The organism is Vibrio sp. 397 (assembly GCF_033339395.1).
In the GTDB taxonomy this organism is placed as follows: domain Bacteria; phylum Pseudomonadota; class Gammaproteobacteria; order Enterobacterales; family Vibrionaceae; genus Vibrio; species Vibrio alginolyticus.
In genome coordinates this window covers 177,493-198,826 of the sequence record NZ_JAWOUN010000007.1, presented here as the reverse complement: position 1 = coordinate 198,826, position 21,334 = coordinate 177,493, and the positions used below count along the sequence as shown (strand labels likewise).

The following is a 21,334-nucleotide window of genomic DNA, read 5'->3' as shown; positions in this document are numbered from 1 at the left end:
AGCAGCCACGGCGGCTTTTTTCGGATCGTCGGTTTGCTCGGCAGGTGCGTCAGCTTCTTCCGCTTCGGTTGAGTCTGTTTGCTTCGCTTTGCGCGCTTTGGCTCGAGCAATTGCAGCGGCAACTGCGGCTTTTTTCGGATCGTCGGTTTGCTCAGCAGGTGCGTCAGCTTCTTCCGCTTCAGTTGAGTCTGCTTGCTTCGCTTTACGTGCTTTGGCACGTGCAATGGCAGCCGCAACCGCGGCTTTCTTCGGATCGCTGTCTTGCTGTGTAGACGTTTCCGATTCTACAGATTCAGTTGAATCTTCTTGTTGTGCTTTTTTCGCTTTAGCTCGGGCGATGGCGGCCGCAACTGCCGACTTTTTATCATCAGCGTTATTGTCTGGCGTTTCGCCTTGTTCTTTTTGCGCTTTCCGTTCGCGAGCAAGACGTTTGCGTTCTTCGCGCAGTTTTGCCATTTCTGAGTTATCAGGTTCACTAGAGCCTGCTTTAGCTGCTGCCGCTTGTTTCGCCTTCGCTTTGGCAATGGCTGCCGCTACGGCTGGTTTTACTGCTGGCTCTGTTTTTTCTGTGGTTTCTGTCTTTTGAGCTTTCACTCGTGCGATTGCTGCTGCTATCGCATCATCGCCGCCAGAAGACTTCATCTCTTTACGGCGCTGATCGGCAGCTTTCTTGAAGCGATTTTCACGTTCTGCTTTTTCGCGTTCCATACGCGCTTTTTTCTCTTCAAAACGCAGTTTTGCTCGCTCTGCAGCTTCCGCTTCTTGTGTTCTAGTTCTAATTTCTGCTTTCGCTTGGCGGTAGTACTGTACGAGCGGAATTTCACTTGGACATACAAACGCACAAGCGCCGCACTCGATACAATCCTTTAAGTTTAATTCTTCGAGTTTGTCATACTCTTCAGCTTTTGCATGCCATTGCAGTTGTTGAGGCAGCAGCGAAGCAGGGCACGCTTCTGCACATTGGCTACAGCGAATACATTCCATCTCATACTGGTGCGGAGAGATCTCACGACGAGTCGGAGCAAGGATACAGTTTGCTGTCTTGGTAATCGGCACTTGGGAGTGAGGAAGGGTAAAGCCCATCATTGGCCCACCCATAATTAAACGCTGTAACTTCTTATCTGCTTTATAGCCAAACTCATCCAACAGTGCTTGTACTGGTGTCCCTAACAATGCCCAAACGTTGCGTGGTTGTTTGAAGGTTTTACCAGTGAGAGTCACGATGCGCTTTATCATCGGTTCACCGTCGATGACTGCGCGTTTTATAGCGTAAAGAGAACCAACATTCTGAACCAAAATACCAATATCGGCTGGAATCGCGCCACTTGGTACTTCTTTATTGGTTAAAATTTTGATCAGCTGTTTTTCACCGCCAGAAGGGTATTTAGTCGGGATAACGCGAATAACGATATCTTTGTTTATAGCCGCAGCTTCTAGCGCTTTGATTGCTTCTGGCTTGTTGTCTTCAATGCCAATAATCGTGAGCTTTGGTGTCAGGATATGTTCGACAATTTCGATACCTTGAATAAGCTCTTCGGCATGTTCTTGCATGAGCTTGTCATCAGACGTGATGTATGGCTCGCACTCTGCTGCATTAACGATAAGAATCTCGGTACGAGCAAAACCTGATTGGATTTTTTTTGCAGTAGGGAAGCCTGCGCCACCCATACCAGAAATACCAGCGAGACGAATAATATCAATCAGTGCGTCAGGGGTTTCTTGTTGGTAATCTGCGACGGGGTTTCTTTCACACCATGCATCTTTCCCATCAGGCGTGATGACTGCGCACAACTCACTTAACCCAGAAGGGTGCGCGACAGTTCGTGGCTCAATCGCGGTGAGCGTACCTGATGTTGGAGCATGCACTGGAACCGTAAAGCCGGTCTCCGATTGCGTTAATGGCTGACCTTTTAATACGTAGTCACCTTCGGCAACCAGTAGGTTACCCGCTTTACCAATGTGCTGTTTTAGCGGCAATACAATTTCTGACGGGATAGCCGCATGAGCGAGTTCAGTTTTGTTGGACTGCTTTTTATTTTCTGCCGGATGCACACCACCTGGGAAATCCCAAAGCGCGCCTGTACGAATTTGTTCAATCAAAGACAACATGTGAAACCTTACTTAATTGAATCTTTCACGTTCGCTGCATTGTCGGCAGCATCCGTAATGTTAAGTACCGGAATGGAGTGAAGTTGCCACTTCCAGCTTTCTGTGGTCGTTGCCACAGGAATCATTTCAATACAATCAGTCGGACATGGGGCAACACACAAGTCACAGCCCGTACATTCGTCTTTGATTACGGTATGGACCGCCTTTGTTCCGCCTACAATTGCATCCACCGGACACGCCTGAATACACTTAGTGCAGCCAATACACATGTCTTCATGAATAAACGCAACGGTTGGAATTTTGCTGTCGAGATCGTGCGCAGATTCTTCTGGCTCAACACCCATTAAGTCGGCGAGCTTTTCGATTGTTGCCTGACCACCAGGTGGACATTTGTTGATGTGGTCGCCATTTGCAATTGCTTCAGCATAAGGGCGGCAACCAGGGTAGCCACATTGACCGCATTGAGTTTGCGGTAAAATGGCGTCGATTTGATCCACAATAGGGTCCGCTTCAACTTTAAAGCGAATAGAAGCAAAACCAAGTATCGCGCCGAAAATCGCAGCCAGAACCGCTAACGCGATAATCGCAATTAAAATCGTACTCATCGCTTACTTCACCAAACCTGTAAAGCCCATAAAGGCGAGTGACATTAAACCTGCTGTAATCATTGCTATTGATGCACCTTTAAAAGGTACAGGAACGTCGGCGGCGGCTATGCGCTCTCGCATGGATGCAAAAAGTATCAACACCAATGAGAAACCAACAGCGGCGCCGAAGCCGTAGATGATCGATTCAATAAAGTTATGGTTTTCATTAATGTTAAGAAGTGCCACGCCCAATACTGCGCAGTTTGTTGTGATCAGCGGTAAGAAAATGCCAAGCAAGCGATAAAGCGTCGGGCTGGTTTTGTGCACAACCATTTCGGTGAACTGCACCACAACGGCTATCACCAAAATAAAACTCATGGTTCGAAGGTACTCAATACCCAGTGGACGAAGGATGTAGCTTTCCACTAAATACGCACACACTGACGCGAGCGTTAGCACAAAAGTTGTCGCTAAGCCCATACCTATTGCTGTTTCCAGTTTTTTGGACACGCCCATGAAAGGACATAGGCCCAAAAACTTCACCAGTACAAAGTTGTTCACCAGCACAGTGCCGACCAACAACAAAACATATTCGGTCATAGTTATTACGTTCTTAAAATCCGATCTTGATATTATCGTGTTTTGTGACACCAATAACAACCAGTGAACGATGTGGTTTTACATACACGATGGAAAAATAGTCGTCTATTTGATCTATTTTGATGAATCAATAAGAAATTGAATCGTTTGCTGAATGTATTGTTAGCGAGAGGATACTACCTATTAATTTTCATCTAATGTGTGATTTTAAAAAAAGCCCGCCTCTCCCAGGTAGAAAAGAGAGGCGGGCAACGCATATTTACAAGCTAATTATTTAAACTTTCTGAGTGCTTGATGGACTGTGTTTATATCTTACTTGTGAAGGTACGAGTGATGACGTCTTGCTGTTGCTCTGTCGTTAGAGAGTTAAAACGTACCGCATAACCAGACACTCGAATCGTCAACTGAGGGTATTTCTCTGGATGTTCAACCGCATCCAATAACATCTCTCGGTCCAGAACGTTGACGTTAAGGTGTTGACCACCTTCAATCGCAATGCCCTCGTTGCTTGCTTCGTGATGGAAGTAACCATCCATTAGCGCAGCTAGGTTCTTCTTCTGACTCAAGTCATCTTTACCCAATGCGCTCGGCACAATTGAGAAAGTGTAAGAAATACCATCTTTAGCGTAAGCAAACGGTAATTTAGAAACCGATGCCAGAGACGCAACCGCCCCTTTTTCATCACGACCGTGCATTGGGTTTGCACCCGGTCCAAAAGGCATACCTGCGCGACGGCCATCAGGTGTATTACCCGTTTTTTTACCGTAAACCACGTTAGATGTGATTGTTAAAATCGATTGAGTTGGCACTGCTTCGCGGTAGGTGTGCATCTTCTGAATTTTCTTCATGAAGCGCTCAACTAGATCACAAGCGATGTCATCAACACGGGCATCGTTGTTACCAAATTTTGGATAATCACCTTCGATTTCAAAATCAACGGCGATGCCATCTTCATCACGAACAGGTTTCACGGTCGCGTATTTAATTGCCGCCAAAGAGTCAGCGACAACAGACAGACCTGCAATACCACACGCCATGGTGCGGTGCACGTCGCGATCCATCAATGCCATCAGTGATGCTTCGTAGCTGTAACGGTCATGTGAGTAATGGATGATGTTCAACGCTGTGACGTATTGCGTTGCTAACCATTCCAACATGTTGTCGAAACGAGGCATCAAAGCGTCAAAGTCGAGAATTTCATCTTGAACTTTGTCCACTACCGGACCCACTTGCGCTTTCGATTTTTCATCGATACCACCATTGATGGTGTAAAGCAGCGCTTTTGCAAGGTTGGCACGTGCACCAAAGAATTGCATGTGCTGACCAACAACCTGCGGGCTCACACAACAGGCAATCGCGTAGTCGTCATTGTCGAAATCAGGACGCATTAGATCGTCGTTTTCGTATTGAACCGAAGAGGTATCAATCGACACTTTTGCAGCATATTGTTTGAATGCTTCAGGCAATTGCTCTGACCAAAGAATCGTCATGTTTGGCTCAGGAGCAGGGCCCATAGTATGTAGTGTATGTAAGTACCGGAATGTCGTTTTAGATACTAGCGTACGGCCATCAACGCCCATACCAGCCATGGCTTCGGTTGCCCAGATTGGGTCGCCAGAGAACAATGAATCGTATTCTGGTGTGCGTAGGAAGCGAACCATGCGTAGCTTCATGATGAAGTGGTCAATCATTTCTTGCGCTTGTGATTCATCAATCAAACCGTTTGCTATATCGCGTTCTAGATAGACGTCTAGGAAAGTCGAAGTACGGCCCAGTGACATTGCTGCGCCGTTTTGCGATTTAACCGCCGCTAGGTAGCCAAAGTAGGTAAATTGGATCGCTTCTTGTGCAGTTTTTGCAGGTAGCGACATATCAATGCCGTATTTCAGACCCATTTGACGAATGTCTTCAAGCGCTTGAACTTGATCGGCTATTTCTTCGCGAAGACGAAGTGTTTTCTCAAGATCGTTGCCTTGTTCTAAGAACGTTTGTGTTGAATTGTATTGTTCTTTTTTGTCTGCTTTTAAGAAGTCGATACCGTATAGGGCGAGACGGCGATAGTCACCAATGATACGACCACGGCCATAAGCATCAGGAAGGCCCGTGATGATGCCGGATTTACGACAGGCTAGAATTTCTTTGGTGTAAAGGTCGAAACACGCTTTGTTGTGAGTTTTACGGTATTCAGTGAAGATTTTTTCAACCGTTGGATCTAGCTCGCGGCCATAAACTTCGCACGAGTTTTTTACCATGCGAATCCCGCCATTGGCGATGATTGCACGTTTTAGCGGTTGATCAGTTTGTAAGCCAACGATCTTTTCCAGATCTTTGTTGATGTAGCCTGCATCGTGGGAAGTGATTGTTGAGGGCAAGTCTGTGTCAAAATCAATAGGGGCGTGTGTGCGGCTTTCTTGTTTTATGCCTTCAAGCACTTGGTTCCATAATGCTGAAGTGGATTTGCTAACCTCGGCTAAGAAAGACTCATCTCCCTCATAGGGTGTATAGTTTTTTTGGATGAAGTCACGAGTGTTGACAGAGTTTTGCCATTCACCAGCAGTAAATCCAGCCCATGCATCTAGCATGTCAGTTGTCGGAATAGTCATAAGTAAATCCCTAAGTTATTGATAATTAGAATGGAGGCGACGAGTAGGACGGAACCATTCTTAACCCTTTTAATCGTATGGATTTATTTGGCATGAGTAAAATGAATGCTTTTCATTTTTTCAATGATTAAGTTGCATTAACAATAGATTCAATTGGTTATGATTGTTTTTTGCTAGAAAAGAGACAGAATTAAATGTGTGGTACTGTGAGAACACTATCTATGACAATGTTATGAGTTCTGTAATTTGAACTTATTTCGGTGTGATTTTATGGCGCCTAGATTGGCTTAGATTTCCTGGCGATTAAGATACAAAAAAAGCCGTGTCTTGCGACACGGCTTTTCTATAATCTGGCTCCTCCTGCTGGGCTCGAACCAGCGACCTGCGGATTAACAGTCCGTCGCTCTACCAACTGAGCTAAGGAGGAATTGCTTTGCTTGAAAGCGGGACGAATCTTACCGAGCACTCAAACTACTGTCAACAGTAAAAAAATACATTTTTAGCAAAAAATATTGAGTTAAGGGCTTTACTTTTCTGTATGGCTTGCCAGTAAAGGCTCGAGGTTAGTTATCCACTAAATTTGTGGATAAGTATGTTGATGAGATCTGGGTAAAGAAAGTTGATATGCAACTAAGTTTTTATTTAATGAATTTTTAGTCGGAGTTATGCGTAAAATAAGCAAATAAAACAGAGATTTATCGATGTTAATCAAAAGGTATTCAAAGTGGATAAAAATCAATCTTTTGGGGATAAGAAAGTTTTAAGCTAATTTTTGGGGAAAAGTTGTGGAAACTATAATGTGAAGAATGTGTGTAGCTCTTCAACTAGGGCGAAGTACTATATCAGAGTCACTTTTGTATGGCTATAGCATTCTAGACAAACAAGAAAATTTATTAACAATGATGGTTAAATTCTCGATAGACGTAGATTTCATTAGCTAAGGTGTATATATATACAGCCAAAGCGCAGTAAAATTGAGGAAGGGTATGAGTAAAGTCTATGAATTGGTCTCCGATTATCAGCCGTCGGGCGATCAACCAGGAGCGATCAATCAGTTGCTTGAGGGGCTCGATGCTGGGCTAGCACATCAAACATTGTTGGGGGTCACAGGCTCAGGTAAAACCTTCACACTAGCGAATGTGATTGCTCAAGCCCAACGACCTGCAATATTACTTGCGCCAAACAAAACGCTTGCTGCTCAGTTATATGGTGAGATGAAGTCATTCTTTCCTAATAATGCGGTTGAGTATTTTGTTTCTTACTATGATTACTACCAACCTGAAGCATATGTTCCCACAACAGATACTTTCATTGAAAAGGACTCTTCGGTTAACGCCCACATTGAGCAAATGCGACTGTCTGCCACTAAAGCTTTATTGGAACGGAAAGACGCTATTATCGTTGCTTCGGTTTCAGCTATCTATGGTTTGGGTGATCCGGAATCCTACTTACAAATGATGCTTCATTTGCGACGTGGAGATGTGATTGATCAGCGTGATATGCTTCGTCGCCTAGCGGAGCTCCAATACTCGCGCAATGATGTTGCTTTTGAGCGAGGGCAGTTCCGTGTCCGTGGCGAGGTGATTGATATATTCCCTGCTGAATCAGACCAAGACGCTGTGCGCGTTGAGATGTTTGACGATGAGGTGGATTGCATCAGTGTGTTCGATCCATTGACAGGCGTGGTGAAACAACGAGACTTGCCGCGCTATACCATCTATCCCAAGACGCACTATGTGACGCCAAGAGATCGCATTCTTGAAGCGATTGAAAATATTAAAGTCGAACTAGAAGTGCGCAAAAAGCAGCTTCTAGATAACAACAAGCTATTGGAAGAGCAGCGAATTAGCCAGCGCACTCAATTCGATATCGAAATGATGAATGAGTTGGGCTTTTGCTCCGGTATCGAAAACTATTCTCGTTATCTCAGTGGACGCTCGGAAGGTGAGCCGCCACCAACCCTGTTTGACTATTTACCTGATGATGGCTTGTTGATCATCGATGAATCTCACGTGACAGTACCGCAGATAGGTGCCATGTATAAAGGTGACCGTTCGCGTAAAGAAACGCTGGTGGAGTTTGGTTTCCGGTTACCTTCAGCTTTGGATAATCGTCCACTGAAGTTTGAGGAGTTTGAAGCACTAGCGCCACAGACGATTTTCGTCTCTGCTACGCCTGGAAATTACGAACTAGAAAAATCGGCGGGTGATGTGGCGGATCAAGTCGTTCGTCCAACCGGCTTGCTTGACCCTGAGTTGGAAGTTCGCCCAGTAGCGACCCAAGTCGACGACCTATTGTCTGAGATCCGTATTCGCGCTGCTAAAGATGAACGAGTTCTGGTTACAACACTGACCAAACGAATGGCTGAAGATCTCACCGAATACCTTCACGAACATGATGTTAAGGTACGTTATTTACACTCAGACATTGATACTGTTGAGCGTGTGGAAATTATCCGTGACCTTCGTCTTGGGGAATTTGACGTGCTGGTGGGAATAAACTTATTGAGAGAGGGCCTGGATATGCCAGAGGTCTCGTTAGTTGCAATTTTGGATGCGGATAAAGAGGGCTTCTTGCGGTCTGAACGCTCACTCATTCAGACCATTGGTCGTGCTGCACGAAACATCGAAGGTAAGGCGATTTTATACGCTGACCGAATCACCAACTCAATGAAAAAGGCGATGGATGAAACTAACCGTCGTCGCGAGAAGCAGGAAGCGTACAACGAAGAAATGGGTATTTCGCCACAAGCGCTCAAACGAAATATCAAAGACATCATGGAACTTGGCGATATCACTAAGTCTAAACGCCAGCGTAACACTAAACAGGTACCATTATCGAAAGTGGCGGAGCCTTCGCAAACTTACGAGGCACTGTCCCCTCAGCAGCTAGAAAAAGAAATCAGTCGACTGGAGGCAGCGATGTATCAGCATGCGCAAGATTTAGAATTTGAGTTAGCGGCACAAAAGCGTGACGAGATTGAAAAACTACGAGCGCAGTTCATCGCAAATAGTTGAACAAACTTACCGATTTAACTATCCAAGCATTTTAGGTCGCTTGTAAAAAAAGAAGCCAATAGGCAGTCGGGTCTATTGGCTTGTTTTGTGAACATATCGTTCACTAACAACGTCAGTTGGCTAGGTGACCCGAGGGGTCACTATCGTTACAGCATGGTTTGTGCCACTTTTTAAATAATTGATATTATTTTTGAATTTTTTCCTTTGCCCATAATTTAGCTAATGTTATTTGCAAAATGCAAAGCGTAATGCGATTATTGTTTAAAACACAACAAAATAATAGCTAGGTTATGCAACAAAAACCCGAAGGCCCAAAGTCTCGTTACCTTTTAATGGTCGAGGACACCGCATCTGTTGCGGCTCTGTACCGCTCATACCTGACACCGCTTGGCATAGATATCAATATTGTCGGCACAGGTAGGGATGCCATTGAGAGCCTAAATCATCGAATTCCAGATCTTATTTTACTCGATCTCCGTCTGCCAGATATGACGGGGATGGACGTTTTACATGCCGTTAAAAAGAGTCATCCCGACGTACCTATAATTTTTATGACCGCTCACGGTTCTATCGATACCGCTGTCGAGGCCATGCGTCATGGCTCACAAGACTTTCTAATTAAACCGTGTGAAGCAGACCGTTTACGTGTCACGGTTAACAATGCCATTCGTAAAGCGACCAAGCTAAAAAATGAAGCCGATAATCCAGGCAATCAGAGCTATCAGGGGTTTATCGGCAGTAGCCAAACCATGCAGCAGGTTTACCGTACGATAGATTCAGCGGCGAGCAGTAAAGCGAGTATTTTTATCACAGGTGAAAGTGGAACTGGTAAAGAGGTATGTGCCGAGGCTATTCACGCAGCAAGTAAACGTGGTGACAAACCTTTTATTGCAATTAACTGTGCTGCAATTCCAAAAGATTTGATTGAGAGTGAACTGTTTGGTCACGTAAAAGGGGCCTTTACTGGCGCTGCGAATGATCGTCAAGGGGCAGCTGAGTTAGCGGATGGCGGCACACTTTTTCTAGATGAGCTTTGTGAGATGGACTTGGATTTACAAACCAAGTTGCTACGATTTATTCAAACGGGCACATTCCAAAAAGTGGGTTCCTCAAAAATGAAGAGCGTGGATGTGCGCTTTGTTTGTGCCACTAACCGTGATCCCTGGAAAGAGGTACAAGAAGGTCGATTCCGTGAAGATTTGTACTATCGTTTGTATGTCATTCCTTTGCATTTACCGCCTTTACGCGAACGAGGCGAAGATGTTATTGAAATTGCATACTCACTGCTAGGTTACATGTCACACGAAGAAGGAAAAAGCTTCATACGTTTTGCGCCTGATGTCATCGAGCGATTCAACAGCTATGAGTGGCCGGGTAACGTTCGTCAGTTACAAAACGTGCTACGCAATATCGTTGTTCTAAACAACGGTAAAGAGATTACGTTGGACATGTTACCGCCACCGTTGAATCAACCGCTTGACCGTCCGTCGTCTGTGGCTAAATTAATTGAGCCGAAAGCGATGACCGCATCTGAGATTATGCCATTATGGATGACGGAAAAAATGGCAATCGAGCAAGCGATTGAAGCATGTGATGGCAATATTCCTCGAGCGGCGGGATATCTTGATGTCAGTCCGTCGACGATTTACCGCAAGTTACAGGCATGGAACGGCAAGGAAGAGCGGCAAAAAGTATGAGTGTAAATGTATTAAATCAGCAAAAAATAGATGAACTGTCGATGGAAATTGGCAGTGACAACGTACCTGTACTGTTCGATATCTTCCTAGGAGAAATGGATACCTATATCGAGAACTTATCCCAACTGCAGGGGGCAGAGCGATTAGCTTACTCAAAAGAAATCAGCCACGCGTTGAAAAGTAGTGCTGCGAGCTTTGGGGCAGATCGCCTTTGTGAACTGGCTATGTCCATAGACAAAAAAGCGAAAGCCGGTGAGTTGACTGCGGAGTCTGAGGAGTTAGAGGCTATGTTCGATCTTTTGCACGAAACTCGAGATGCTTATCGCTCTTGGCGACAGTAGCTATTTTTTCTATTAACCATTTTTTCTTAGTAAACATCTGTTTTTACTGGATGCCTGAACTAAAACCCTTCGATGACAGAAGGGTTTTCATTATCAATAAACACCTTAAAAGAGGGCGCTAGCCAGGTAACGTGCTCTTAAATAGAAAGTTGTAGCTGATTTTCAATCGCTAGTTTGAGCTTGTTTCTATCGTGACGCCAGTCTCGGTTAGAGGAGGCGAGTGACTCCGTCACTACATTCCATTGACTTAAGACGTCTTGCTCGGTTTTCTCTGCTAGAACCACGTCTATTTTTCTTCCTTGACAGGCACGTTCACACCATTCTAATTTTTGAGCCATCGTCATTCGTCCCGCTGGGCCGTATTCTGGACTCAGGTTAGCAACAAAAATGACTTTTGCTTTTGTGTTTGCTGCAATCGCTTTGCCGAGTTCAGGCAGCAATAAAGGAGGCATGATACTAGTTAAAAAACTGCCAGGGCCAAGAATAATCGCGTCCGCTTCCGCCAAAGCTGTGATGGCTTCTTTGGTAGCAGGCACTTCTGGTGAAAGATCCAAACGTCGCAAGTCTGCTTTCATTTCGTCGACATTTGTTTCTCCCGTAACCCACTTCCCATCTACGGATAACGCGGAAAGATCGGAAGGGTGTTCGGACATAGGAAGGATGTTAACGTCGACTTTTAACATATTGCGAATCAGATTAATGGCATCTAAAGGTCTGACCGATAAGTTATCGAGTGCAGTAAGCATCAAATTACCAAGATTATGACCATCAAGTTCGCCAGTGCCTTTGAAGCGATATTCAAACATCATAGAACTGATCGAAGGCTCTGTAATGAGCTGATTAATACAGTTACGTGTGTCTCCCCAAGCGATTCCTCCTTGGCAGTGACGAATTCTTCCTGTTGAACCACCATTGTCAGTCGTGGCAACAATCCCAGTTGCATTGCTGCCAAAATCTCGTAATGCGGCCAGCATTCGACCTAAGCCATGACCACCGCCAACAGCGACCACTTTTTTATCTGTGTAGATATTCATTATGTTCTTCTAATAATCTAATAAAAAACGGCTACAATTTATCTTAAGGAGTGTCTTAAAGGTACTCACTTAGCGGTAAATTGTGTCTCTAGAGAGTTTTTTATCACTCAAGTCTGGATTCCATTACAAATATTAAGTATTTTACACCGCAAAGCTATCAGAGATTTCATATCTCTGGTTGCCATAACTCCGAGCTCACTATTGCTAAGTCCTTGGATAAGCGTTTTGAGCCAGTGGCATACTGTCACAAGGGCATGATTGGAAATGGCCATGCCTCCCGTGTTTGGAAAGGTGTTCCGTGGCGCAACAATTCGAAGACAAATTTCATCGTAAGTTTTATTACTTGCGTCTGTCTGTGACCGACGTATGTAATTTCAAATGTACCTATTGCCTTCCTGATGGCTATAAGCCTTCGGGCAATAAAAACTCGTCTTTTTTATCTCTCCCTGAAATCAAGCGGGTCGTAAAAGCATTCGCTGATTGTGGCACGTCAAAAGTGCGCATCACTGGTGGTGAGCCTAGCTTACGCAAAGATTTCACTGACATCATTCATTCTGTCGCAACGACGCCAGGCATCAAAAAGGTGGCGACGACGACCAACGGCTACAGAATGGCGAAGCAAGTTGCAGACTGGCGTGAAGCGGGTTTAACCCACATTAATGTCAGTGTGGATAGCCTTGACCCGCGTATGTTTCATCAAATCACAGGTGAAAATAAGTTTACTGAAGTCATGAATGGTATCGAACGTGCGTTCGAGGTCGGTTATGAGCAAGTAAAAGTTAATGTGGTGTTGATGAAAGATCTGAACCATCACGAGCTGCCAGCGTTTCTTAACTGGATAAAAGATCGTCCAATCCAACTGCGTTTCATTGAGTTGATGCAAACGGGTGAGATGGATGAGCTATTTAATAAGCACCATGTATCCGGAGTGGCAATTCGTAACCAGCTAATTGCAAATGGTTGGTTGCTGAAAGTGCGCTCGCATAATGATGGTCCTGCGCAAGTATTTGTTCATCCTGATTACAAGGGTGAAATAGGTCTTATCATGCCTTATGAAAAAGACTTTTGTGAAAGCTGCAACCGACTGCGCGTTTCTGCGATGGGTAAGCTGCACCTATGTCTGTTTGGAGACCACGGTGTAGAATTGCGTGATCTTTTGGAACGTGATGAGCAAGAGAGTGAGCTTATTGAACGTATCCAGGCGCAGTTACAAACCAAGTCGGTAAGCCATTTCTTGCATGATGGCAATACTGGTATGACGCCACACCTCGCGTCTATCGGCGGCTAACTTCATTCAATTTTTAGAGCGAGTTCACTGATAAGCTGGCTCTAACTTTTTCCGAATCGATACCAAGCGTATCAAAGCTAATTAAGAGAATAGGTGAACAAATGGGTCACGCTGAAAGCAAATTCCAACCTGCAAATATTGCCGTTCTAACGGTATCTGACACTCGTTCTGAAGAAAACGATACCTCTGGTCGTTACCTAGCTGAGCATGCTCAAGAAGCGGGTCACAACGTAGTAGACAAGCAAATTGTTATTGATGACATGTACAAGATCCGCGCGATTGTTTCTCAATGGATTGCTGATGAAAGCGTACAAGCGATCATGATTACTGGCGGTACAGGTTTCACCTCACGTGATAGCACGCCAGAAGCACTTAAGCCTCTATTTGATAAAGAAGTTGAAGGTTTTGGTGAGTTGTTCCGTATGGTGTCGTACGAAGAGATCGGTACGTCTACGATTCAGTCTCGTGCGATTGCTGGTTTTGCTAACCACACCGTGATCTTCGCAATGCCAGGTTCAACTGGTGCGTGTCGCACAGGCTGGACAAAAATTATTAAACAGCAGTTGGATGCAAGTCATCGCCCTTGTAACTTCATGCCACACCTATCTGTATAACCTTTCCTAAAAGCGAAGGAAAAACAATGACCCAATTTACACATATCAATGCTTCTGGCGAAGCAAACATGGTTGACGTGTCAGCAAAAACGGAGACGGTTCGTGAAGCTCGTGCTGAAGCATTTGTTCACATGGCCCCAGAAACACTTCAACTGATTGTCTCTGGCCAGCACCACAAAGGTGATGTATTTGCGACGGCTCGTATTGCTGGTATTCAAGCTGCGAAGAAAACCTGGGATTTGATTCCACTTTGTCATCCGCTACTACTCTCTAAAGTTGAAGTTCAACTGGAAGCTATCGAAGCAGAAAACAAAGTTCGCATCGAATCAGTATGTAAACTTGCGGGTAAAACTGGTGTGGAAATGGAAGCGCTCACGGCAGCTTCCGTTGCTGCTCTAACGATTTACGATATGTGTAAAGCAGTACAAAAAGACATGGTCATTGGTCAAGTTCGTCTATTAGAGAAAACGGGTGGTAAATCTGGTCACTTTAAGGTGGAATCATGATTAAAGTACTTTTCTTTGCTCAAACTCGAGAGCTGATTGGCATCGACAGTGTCGAGTTAGACGGGCCGTTTGAAACGGTTGAATCAATTCGTGCACATCTAGTGGAAGAAGGCACTAAGAAAGATGGCAAGTGGGATTTAGCGCTCGAGCCAGGAAAGCTACTTGCTGCAGTGAACCAATCCATCGTCCCTCTGGATACACAAGTAAAAGCAGGTGACGAAGTTGCGTTTTTCCCGCCGGTAACTGGGGGTTAAGATGGATTCTCGTGTTTCTGTACAAATTGAAGACTTTTCGGTTGAGCAAGAATATCAACGTCTATCTGAAGGGACGGCTGCCGGCGCTGTCGTTACATTCGTTGGTAAAGTTCGAGATATGAACCTTGGGGATAATGTCATTGGTTTACATCTAGAGCACTATCCGGGGATGACAGAGAAGAGCTTGAGCGACATTTGTGATCAAGCTGAGTCTCGCTGGCCACTATTAGGTGTACGCGTGATTCATCGTGTCGGAGACATGGATAGCGGTGATCAAATTGTATTTGTGGGCGTTTCCAGTGCGCACCGCGGCGCGGCATTTGATGCGTGCGAGTTCATCATGGATTATCTGAAAACCCAAGCACCATTTTGGAAAAAAGAGCGTACGACGAATGAAGATCGTTGGATTGAGTCGCGCGACACCGATCATCAAGCTGCACAGCGTTGGGAAAAATAGAACTAACCCGCATTCTAGTGAAAAAAGCTAAGTGCTAATGGTACTTAGCTTTTTTTGTATTTATCTTCATTGTATTGCTCACTTTGTTTCAATATTTCCTATCTTTTGTCTGGTGATATTCTTCACAATAAAAGTTTTTTGCCCAATATATAAACAATTATTTGTTAGACTTGATTTGTCATAAATGTTAAATGATGTGTAAATATCTAGCATAAGATGCTAGTAAATGGTTTAAACTCAGATTAATCGAAAGTTTCGCCTGTTAAATGTCGCTTCTGGTCTTTATTTGGCTGGTGAATGCTTTGGGGTTAGAGTTTACTGCTAGATATGTGTGGTTTAGTCAGCATTATTGGTTTTTTTGCTACATTTTTATGGCAAATTACTTCAATGATTGCTAATGTGTGCCGCAGTCTTTGTAAGGTTTTAGACTTTTGTGCTCAGAAAGTGCACTAAAAAAATCTAAAACTCTGACCGTTCCAGGCCCTTACAAAGAAGTCATGGATGCTAACGAAAAAATTTGGAGTTTTACGCATGTATAAGAATAAAATCACGCGCGCTTTATTTATTGGTGCTGGTCTTTCTCTCGCTCTAGCTGGTTGTGGTGAAAAGCCTGCGGAGAAACAAGCTGCTGAGCCTGCTCCGGCTCCAGCCCCTGAAGCTAAATCTGATTCTAAAGAGCCAAAACTTGCTGCTGTTCAAGAATTGGTGCGTGGTAACGGTACAGAAGTTGCGACAATAGACCCTCATAAATCTCAAGGTGTTCCAGAATCCCACGTGATTCGCGATCTTCTTGAAGGCCTTGTAAACCAAGATGCGGACGGTAACACTATCCCTGGTGTTGCAGAATCTTGGGAAACTGAAGACAACAAAACATACACTTTCCACTTACGTGAAGACGCAAAATGGTCAAACGGTGATCCTGTCACTGCAGGTGATTTCGTTTACAGCTTCCAACGTGCAGTCGATCCAGCAACCGCCTCTCCATATGCTTGGTACATGGAATACACCAAGATGAAGAACGCAAAAGACATTGTTGCGGGTAAAAAAGATAAGAGCGAGTTAGGTGTTAAAGCGGTTGACGATCACACGTTAGTGGTTGAGTTAGATACTGCAGTACCATATTTTGTAATGATGATGGGCCACACGACAGTGAAACCTGTTCATCAAGCAACTGTTGAAAAGTTCGGCGATCAATGGACGAAGCCAGAGAACTTTGTAGGTAACGGTGCTTATGTTGTTGACAACTGGGTTGTAAACGAGCGTTTGGTTCTAAAACGTAACGAACAGTACTGGGACAACGAAAACACGACGCTTGACCAAGTTACTTTCCTACCAATCGAGAACCAAGTAGCGGAAATGAACCGCTTCCTAGCGGGTGAAATCGACTTCACGAACGAGCTGCCTACAGAGCACTTCAAGCGTCTGAAGAAAGAGCACCCACAAGAAGTGTCTGTAACCGGTAACTTATGTACTTACTACTACATCTTCAATACGAAGAAAAAGCCGTTTGATGATGTTCGTGTGCGTAAAGCGATTTCTTATGCGATTGACCGTAACATTGTGACCGATGCGATTTTAGGTCAAGGTCAAAAGCCAGCTTACTTCCTAACACCTGAAATTACGGCAGGTTTCAACCCAGAAATTCCTGCATACGGCAAAATGACGCAAGAAGAGCGTAACGCAGAAGCTGCGCGTCTATTGGAAGAAGCGGGTTACGGCGCAGACAACCCTCTTGAATTTAACCTTCTATACAATACATCAGAGAACCACAAGAAACTTGCGGTTGCACTGGGTTCAATGTGGAAGAAGACACTTGGTCTAGACGTTACGCTAGAAAACCAAGAGTGGAAAACTTATCTATCTACCAAAGATTCTGGCAACTTTGAGGTTGCTCGTGCAGGTTGGTGTGGCGACTACAACGAAGCTTCATCTTTCCTAACGCTGATGATGAGTAATAACACTACTGGTGGTATTCACTACGACAGCAAAGAGTACGATGCGATCATGAACAAAGCATTTGCTTCAACTTCTGACGAAGAGCGCCAAGCACTTTACCTAGAAGCAGAGAAGTTGATGGCAAAAGATATGCCAATCGCACCTATCTACCAGTACGTGAAATCACGTCTACTATCACCGAAAGTTGGTGGCTTCCCAGTAAATAACGCGGAAGACAAGATTTACTCTAAAGATCTCTACATCACAGAGTAATTCGTAACTCGATAGAACTATAAAAATGAGGCCCTACATGTGAGAAATTGCATGTAGCGCCTATCTTTAGTCCAAAAGAATTGGACGACTTCTTTAATTTAACTGTCACAGACTGAAAGAGTGAGTTTATGCTTAAATTCATCGCAAAAAGGATATTTGAGGCGATCCCAACAATGTTGGTTTTGATCACCGTATCTTTCTTTCTTATGCGCTTTGCACCGGGAAACCCTTTCTCGACAGAGCGTCCATTGCCACCCGAAGTAATGGCAAACATCGAAGCTAAATATGGCTTGGATAAACCTGTATTTGAACAATACACCACGTATTTGACCAATGTTATCCAAGGTGATTTCGGACCGTCATTTAAATACCTTGATTACTCAGTAAACGAGCTGATCGCGGTTGCCTTACCTGTTTCGGCTAAAGTGGGCTTCATCGCCTTTATCTTTACTTTGATAATGGGGGTTACCGTCGGTACCATTGCTGCGCTCAAGCAAAATACTTGGATTGATTACACCATTATGTCGACTGCGATGCTTGGTGTCGTAATGCCATCCTTTGTATTAGCGCCTGCGCTTATCTACATATTCTCGCTTCATTGGAATATCTTCCCTGCGGGCGGTTGGCAAGATGGTAGCTGGCAGTATTTAGTGCTTCCTGTTATTGGTATGTCGCTACTGTATGTTGCTACCTTTGCTCGTATCACGCGTGGTTCGATGATCGAAACCCTAAACAGTAACTTTATTCGTACGGCACGTGCTAAAGGTCTAAGTTACCGTTATATCATTATCAAACACGCTCTTAAGCCGGCACTTCTCCCTGTTGTTTCTTACATGGGCCCAGCTTTCGTAGGTATCATCACCGGTTCCGTTGTTATCGAAACCATTTTTGGTCTGCCTGGTATTGGTAAACTATTCGTTAACGCTGCGTTTAACCGTGACTACTCGCTAGTAATGGGGGTAACCATTCTGATTGGTTTCCTATTCATTCTATTCAACGCGATTGTAGATATTTTACTTGCAATGATTGACCCGAAAATTCGCTACTAACAGGGACGTTTGGTTATGTTAACGAAAAAAGAAAACCTAGAAGCGATTGAGAAATTCTCCGAAAACTTGGAGATTGAAGGTCGCAGTCTTTGGCAAGATGCTCGTATCCGTTTCATGCGCAACAAAGCGGCGATGGTGAGCTTATTCCTTCTTGTTCTAATGACCTTGGCGGTTATTATCCTGCCAATGATCGCACCGTACACATTTGATGATACTGACTGGTACGCGATGCACGTTGCACCGAATGCTGACCATTGGTTTGGTACTGACAGCTTAGGCCGTGATTTATACGTGCGTACGCTAATTGGAGGTCGTATTTCGTTGATGGTAGGTGTTATGGGTGCATTTGTAGCGGTACTGATTGGTACGCTCTACGGCGCAGCATCTGGTTTCATCGGCGGTAAAGTTGACCGCGTAATGATGCGTATTCTAGAAATTTTATACGCGGTACCGTTTATGTTCCTGGTGATTGTACTGGTAACATTCTTCGGTCGTAACATCATGCTGATCTTCGTTGCGATTGGTGCTATCGCATGGCTAGATATGGCGCGTATCGTACGTGGTCAGACTCTTAGTCTACGTAGCAAGGAGTTTATCGAAGCGGCACATGTGTGTGGTGTAAGCAACTGGAAAATCATTACTCGTCATATCGTACCGAACGTACTGGGTATTGTAGCGGTATACTCTACGCTGCTTATCCCAAGTATGATTCTAACGGAATCATTCCTATCATTCCTTGGTCTTGGTGTTCAGGAACCAATGACAAGTTGGGGCGCTCTTCTACAAGAAGGTGCACAGACAATGGAAGTAGCAATCTGGCAGCTGGCATTCCCAGCAGTGTTCATGGTTGTGACGCTATTCTGCTTCAACTACGTTGGTGACGGCCTGCGCGATGCGCTGGATCCAAAAGACAGATAATTAAAAGATAAGATTAAGGAAGCAATGATGAGCTTATTAGATGTCAAAGATCTGCGCGTCGAATTCACCACGCAAGATGGTATCGTAACCGCAGTAAACGATTTGAACTTCTCTCTCAACCAAGGCGAAACCTTAGGTATCGTTGGAGAGTCGGGATCAGGTAAATCTCAAACCGTATTCGCAATCATGGGCCTTTTGGCTAAGAACGGTATTATTTCTGGTAGCGCAAAGTTTGAAGGCAAAGAAATCCTAAACTTACCAGAAAAAGAACTGAACAAAGTGCGTGCGGAACAGATCGCAATGATCTTCCAAGACCCAATGACATCACTGAACCCTTACATGAAAGTGAGTGATCAGTTGATGGAAGTGCTTATGCTGCACAAAGGCATGGGCAAAGCGGAAGCATTTGAAGAATCAGTACGCATGCTGGAAGCGGTAAAAATCCCTGAAGCGCGTAAGCGTATCACGATGTACCCGCATGAGTTTTCAGGCGGTATGCGTCAGCGTGTAATGATCGCGATGGCGTTGTTATGTCGTCCTAAACTGCTTATTGCCGATGAGCCAACAACAGCACTTGATGTGACGGTACAAGCACAGATCATGGACTTGTTGAATGAGCTGAAATCTGAGTTCAACACAGCGATCATCATGATCACGCACGACCTTGGTGTGGTTGCAGGTTCGTGTGACAAGGTGCTGGTGATGTATGCAGGCCGTACTATGGAGTACGGTAACGTAAACGAAATTTTCTACAATCCAAGCCATCCTTATGCGGAGGGGCTGCTGAAGGCGATTCCTCGCCTCGATACTGAGGGTGAAATTCTGCCGACCATTCCTGGTAATCCACCAAACTTGCTTCGTCTACCGCCGGGCTGCCCTTATCAAGAGCGCTGTCACCGTGTGATGGATCGTTGTAAGCGCGAGGCGCCAATTCTGACACCATTTGGTGATGGTCGTCAGCGTGCATGTTTTTCTGAATGGGAGGCTTGGAACAAATGAACGCAGTAGACAAAAAACTAATTCTGGACATTTCTGAGCTGAAAGTTCACTTCAGCATTGCCTCAAAGTCGGCATGGCCGTGGTCAAAGCCTTCGAGCCTGAAAGCGGTAGATGGCGTGAACGTTCGACTATACGAAGGGGAAACGCTTGGTGTAGTAGGTGAATCAGGTTGTGGTAAATCGACGTTTGCTCGTGCCATCATTGGTCTGGTTGAAGCTACTGACGGCCAAGTAGTTTGGTTGGGTCAAGACCTTACTAAAATGAAAAGCGTTCAGCGCCGTGAGACGCGTAAAGAAATTCAGATGATTTTCCAAGACCCATTGGCATCGCTGAATCCGCGTATGACTGTTGGTGATATCATTGCTGAACCTCTTGAGACATTCTATCCAGAACTGTCTAAGCAGGAAGTGAAAGATCGCGTTAAAGAGATGATGGCGAAAGTTGGCCTATTACCTAACGTGATTAACCGTTACCCACACGAGTTCTCGGGTGGTCAGTGTCAGCGTATCGGGATAGCGCGTGCGCTTATCCTTAAGCCTAAGATGATCATTTGTGACGAGCCAGTATCGGCGCTTGATGTATCTATTCAAGCTCAGGTTGTTAACCTGCTTAAAGAGATTCAAAAAGAGTTAGGGCTTTCTCTGGTATTCATTGCGCATGACTTGTCTGTCGTTAAACACATTTCAGATCGCGTTTTAGTTATGTATTTAGGTAATGCCGTGGAACTTGGCGAGGCCGAGGCTCTGTTTGCTGATCCTAAGCACCCATATACGCGTGCGCTGATGTCTGCGGTTCCGATCCCGGACCCGGATATTGAGCGCAATAAGAAAATCCAAATGCTAGAGGGTGATCTTCCTTCACCTATCAACCCACCGTCGGGTTGTGTATTCCGCACTCGTTGCCCACAAGCAACCGAAGAGTGTGCGAAGACGAAGCCAACCATTTTAGGTAATGACGTTCACGCGGTATCTTGTTTACACGTTAGTGTATAAATTCAGCCTGTGACGGGCTTAAGCGCGACACCTTCATCGGGTCGCGCTTTTTTTATGTGTC

General features: G+C 44.8%; 18 protein-coding genes, 1 tRNA gene and 1 riboswitch. Of the genes, 13 read left to right on the top strand and 6 right to left on the bottom strand.

Annotated elements, in window-relative coordinates:
- The 5 genes from rsxC to R7P36_RS13450 form a co-directional block, all read right to left on the bottom strand.
- Positions 1 to 2,109 (bottom strand): electron transport complex subunit RsxC (gene rsxC / locus R7P36_RS13470; RefSeq protein WP_318122179.1); only part of this gene is annotated, 2,109 nt, incomplete at its 3' end.
- 8 nt (positions 2,110 to 2,117) lie between these two features.
- Entirely contained in the window at positions 2,118 to 2,714 is a 597-nt protein-coding gene (rsxB, locus tag R7P36_RS13465) for an electron transport complex subunit RsxB (protein WP_005380760.1), read from the bottom strand.
- A 3-nt stretch (positions 2,715 to 2,717) separates the two neighbouring features.
- Positions 2,718 to 3,296, bottom strand: coding sequence for an electron transport complex subunit RsxA (gene rsxA / locus R7P36_RS13460; protein ID WP_005380762.1), 579 nt, complete (start codon positions 3,294 to 3,296; stop codon positions 2,718 to 2,720).
- A 305-nt stretch (positions 3,297 to 3,601) separates the two neighbouring features.
- On the bottom strand, positions 3,602 to 5,899 hold the full coding sequence (pflB, locus tag R7P36_RS13455; protein WP_206958080.1) for a formate C-acetyltransferase: 2,298 nt from the start codon (positions 5,897 to 5,899) through the stop codon (positions 3,602 to 3,604).
- 351 nt (positions 5,900 to 6,250) lie between these two features.
- A tRNA-Asn gene (locus tag R7P36_RS13450) sits at positions 6,251 to 6,326 on the bottom strand.
- Positions 6,327 to 6,885: 559 nt separating this feature from the next.
- On the opposite strand from R7P36_RS13450, the gene uvrB reads away from it, so the two are divergent.
- The 3 genes from uvrB (at position 6,886) to luxU (ending at position 10,954) form a co-directional block, all read left to right on the top strand.
- Complete coding sequence (gene uvrB / locus R7P36_RS13445) at positions 6,886 to 8,916, top strand: excinuclease ABC subunit UvrB (RefSeq protein ID WP_318099318.1); 2,031 nt, start codon at positions 6,886 to 6,888, stop codon at positions 8,914 to 8,916.
- A gap of 290 nt (positions 8,917 to 9,206) precedes the next feature.
- Positions 9,207 to 10,613 carry a quorum-sensing sigma-54 dependent transcriptional regulator LuxO gene (luxO, locus tag R7P36_RS13440; RefSeq protein WP_005380768.1) on the top strand — a complete coding sequence of 469 codons (1,407 nt, stop codon included), beginning with the start codon at positions 9,207 to 9,209 and terminating at the stop codon, positions 10,611 to 10,613.
- A complete protein-coding gene (gene luxU, locus R7P36_RS13435; protein WP_017636054.1) occupies positions 10,610 to 10,954 on the top strand; it encodes a quorum-sensing phosphorelay protein LuxU in 345 nt (114 codons plus the stop codon). Before luxO ends, luxU begins: the two co-directional genes overlap by 4 nt.
- A gap of 137 nt (positions 10,955 to 11,091) precedes the next feature.
- Here the strand turns inward: luxU and R7P36_RS13430 are convergent, their stop codons facing one another.
- Positions 11,092 to 11,988, bottom strand: a complete 897-nt coding sequence (locus tag R7P36_RS13430) for a YvcK family protein (RefSeq protein WP_005388931.1) — start codon at positions 11,986 to 11,988, stop codon at positions 11,092 to 11,094.
- A 175-nt stretch (positions 11,989 to 12,163) separates the two neighbouring features.
- Positions 12,164 to 12,298: riboswitch (molybdenum cofactor riboswitch) on the top strand.
- Between R7P36_RS13430 and moaA the strand changes: the two genes are divergently transcribed.
- The 10 genes from moaA (at position 12,287) to oppF (ending at position 21,273) form a co-directional block, all read left to right on the top strand.
- Complete coding sequence (gene moaA / locus R7P36_RS13425; RefSeq protein WP_213899698.1) at positions 12,287 to 13,276, top strand: GTP 3',8-cyclase MoaA; 990 nt, start codon at positions 12,287 to 12,289, stop codon at positions 13,274 to 13,276. Its footprint overlaps the riboswitch before it by 12 nt.
- Before the next feature lie 101 nt (positions 13,277 to 13,377).
- Positions 13,378 to 13,890 (top strand): molybdenum cofactor biosynthesis protein B, encoded by a 513-nt coding sequence (gene moaB, locus R7P36_RS13420; protein ID WP_042523114.1) that lies wholly within the window; start codon positions 13,378 to 13,380, stop codon positions 13,888 to 13,890.
- Positions 13,891 to 13,916: 26 nt separating this feature from the next.
- Positions 13,917 to 14,396, top strand: a complete 480-nt coding sequence (gene moaC / locus R7P36_RS13415) for a cyclic pyranopterin monophosphate synthase MoaC (protein ID WP_005380779.1) — start codon at positions 13,917 to 13,919, stop codon at positions 14,394 to 14,396.
- Entirely contained in the window at positions 14,393 to 14,650 is a 258-nt protein-coding gene (moaD, locus tag R7P36_RS13410) for a molybdopterin synthase sulfur carrier subunit (protein ID WP_005388938.1), read from the top strand. The genes moaC and moaD overlap by 4 nt, the downstream gene beginning before the upstream one ends.
- 1 nt (position 14,651) lies before the next feature.
- Positions 14,652 to 15,107, top strand: a complete 456-nt coding sequence (gene moaE / locus R7P36_RS13405; protein WP_005380781.1) for a molybdopterin synthase catalytic subunit MoaE — start codon at positions 14,652 to 14,654, stop codon at positions 15,105 to 15,107.
- A 531-nt stretch (positions 15,108 to 15,638) separates the two neighbouring features.
- Positions 15,639 to 17,315, top strand: a complete 1,677-nt coding sequence (locus R7P36_RS13400; RefSeq protein ID WP_017633862.1) for an ABC transporter substrate-binding protein — start codon at positions 15,639 to 15,641, stop codon at positions 17,313 to 17,315.
- 128 nt (positions 17,316 to 17,443) lie between these two features.
- Positions 17,444 to 18,364, top strand: coding sequence for an oligopeptide ABC transporter permease OppB (oppB, locus tag R7P36_RS13395; RefSeq protein ID WP_005380786.1), 921 nt, complete (start codon positions 17,444 to 17,446; stop codon positions 18,362 to 18,364).
- Between the two features lie 15 nt (positions 18,365 to 18,379).
- Positions 18,380 to 19,282, top strand: coding sequence for an oligopeptide ABC transporter permease OppC (oppC, locus tag R7P36_RS13390; protein ID WP_017633861.1), 903 nt, complete (start codon positions 18,380 to 18,382; stop codon positions 19,280 to 19,282).
- A gap of 27 nt (positions 19,283 to 19,309) precedes the next feature.
- A complete protein-coding gene (locus R7P36_RS13385) occupies positions 19,310 to 20,281 on the top strand; it encodes an ABC transporter ATP-binding protein (RefSeq protein ID WP_005380792.1) in 972 nt (323 codons plus the stop codon).
- Positions 20,260 to 21,273, top strand: a complete 1,014-nt coding sequence (oppF, locus tag R7P36_RS13380) for a murein tripeptide/oligopeptide ABC transporter ATP binding protein OppF (RefSeq protein WP_005387265.1) — start codon at positions 20,260 to 20,262, stop codon at positions 21,271 to 21,273. The genes R7P36_RS13385 and oppF overlap by 22 nt, the downstream gene beginning before the upstream one ends.
- Positions 21,274 to 21,334 lie beyond the last annotated feature (61 nt).

Bases quoted from the DNA above. Each gene is read 5' to 3' on its own strand.
- uvrB (WP_318099318.1), top strand. From the start codon at position 6,886: ATGAGTAAAGTCTATGAATTGGTCTCCGATTATCAGCCGTCGGGCGAT.
- oppC (WP_017633861.1), top strand. From the start codon at position 18,380: ATGTTAACGAAAAAAGAAAACCTAGAAGCGATTGAGAAATTCTCCGAA.
- oppF (WP_005387265.1), top strand. From the start codon at position 20,260: ATGGGAGGCTTGGAACAAATGAACGCAGTAGACAAAAAACTAATTCTG.
- luxU (WP_017636054.1), top strand. From the start codon at position 10,610: ATGAGTGTAAATGTATTAAATCAGCAAAAAATAGATGAACTGTCGATG.
- rsxA (WP_005380762.1), bottom strand. From the start codon at position 3,296: ATGACCGAATATGTTTTGTTGTTGGTCGGCACTGTGCTGGTGAACAAC.
- moaD (WP_005388938.1), top strand. From the start codon at position 14,393: ATGATTAAAGTACTTTTCTTTGCTCAAACTCGAGAGCTGATTGGCATC.
- R7P36_RS13385 (WP_005380792.1), top strand. From the start codon at position 19,310: ATGAGCTTATTAGATGTCAAAGATCTGCGCGTCGAATTCACCACGCAA.
- R7P36_RS13430 (WP_005388931.1), bottom strand. From the start codon at position 11,988: ATGAATATCTACACAGATAAAAAAGTGGTCGCTGTTGGCGGTGGTCAT.
- moaE (WP_005380781.1), top strand. From the start codon at position 14,652: ATGGATTCTCGTGTTTCTGTACAAATTGAAGACTTTTCGGTTGAGCAA.
- oppB (WP_005380786.1), top strand. From the start codon at position 17,444: ATGCTTAAATTCATCGCAAAAAGGATATTTGAGGCGATCCCAACAATG.
- luxO (WP_005380768.1), top strand. From the start codon at position 9,207: ATGCAACAAAAACCCGAAGGCCCAAAGTCTCGTTACCTTTTAATGGTC.
- R7P36_RS13400 (WP_017633862.1), top strand. From the start codon at position 15,639: ATGTATAAGAATAAAATCACGCGCGCTTTATTTATTGGTGCTGGTCTT.
- rsxB (WP_005380760.1), bottom strand. From the start codon at position 2,714: ATGAGTACGATTTTAATTGCGATTATCGCGTTAGCGGTTCTGGCTGCG.
- moaB (WP_042523114.1), top strand. From the start codon at position 13,378: ATGGGTCACGCTGAAAGCAAATTCCAACCTGCAAATATTGCCGTTCTA.
- moaC (WP_005380779.1), top strand. From the start codon at position 13,917: ATGACCCAATTTACACATATCAATGCTTCTGGCGAAGCAAACATGGTT.
- pflB (WP_206958080.1), bottom strand. From the start codon at position 5,899: ATGACTATTCCGACAACTGACATGCTAGATGCATGGGCTGGATTTACT.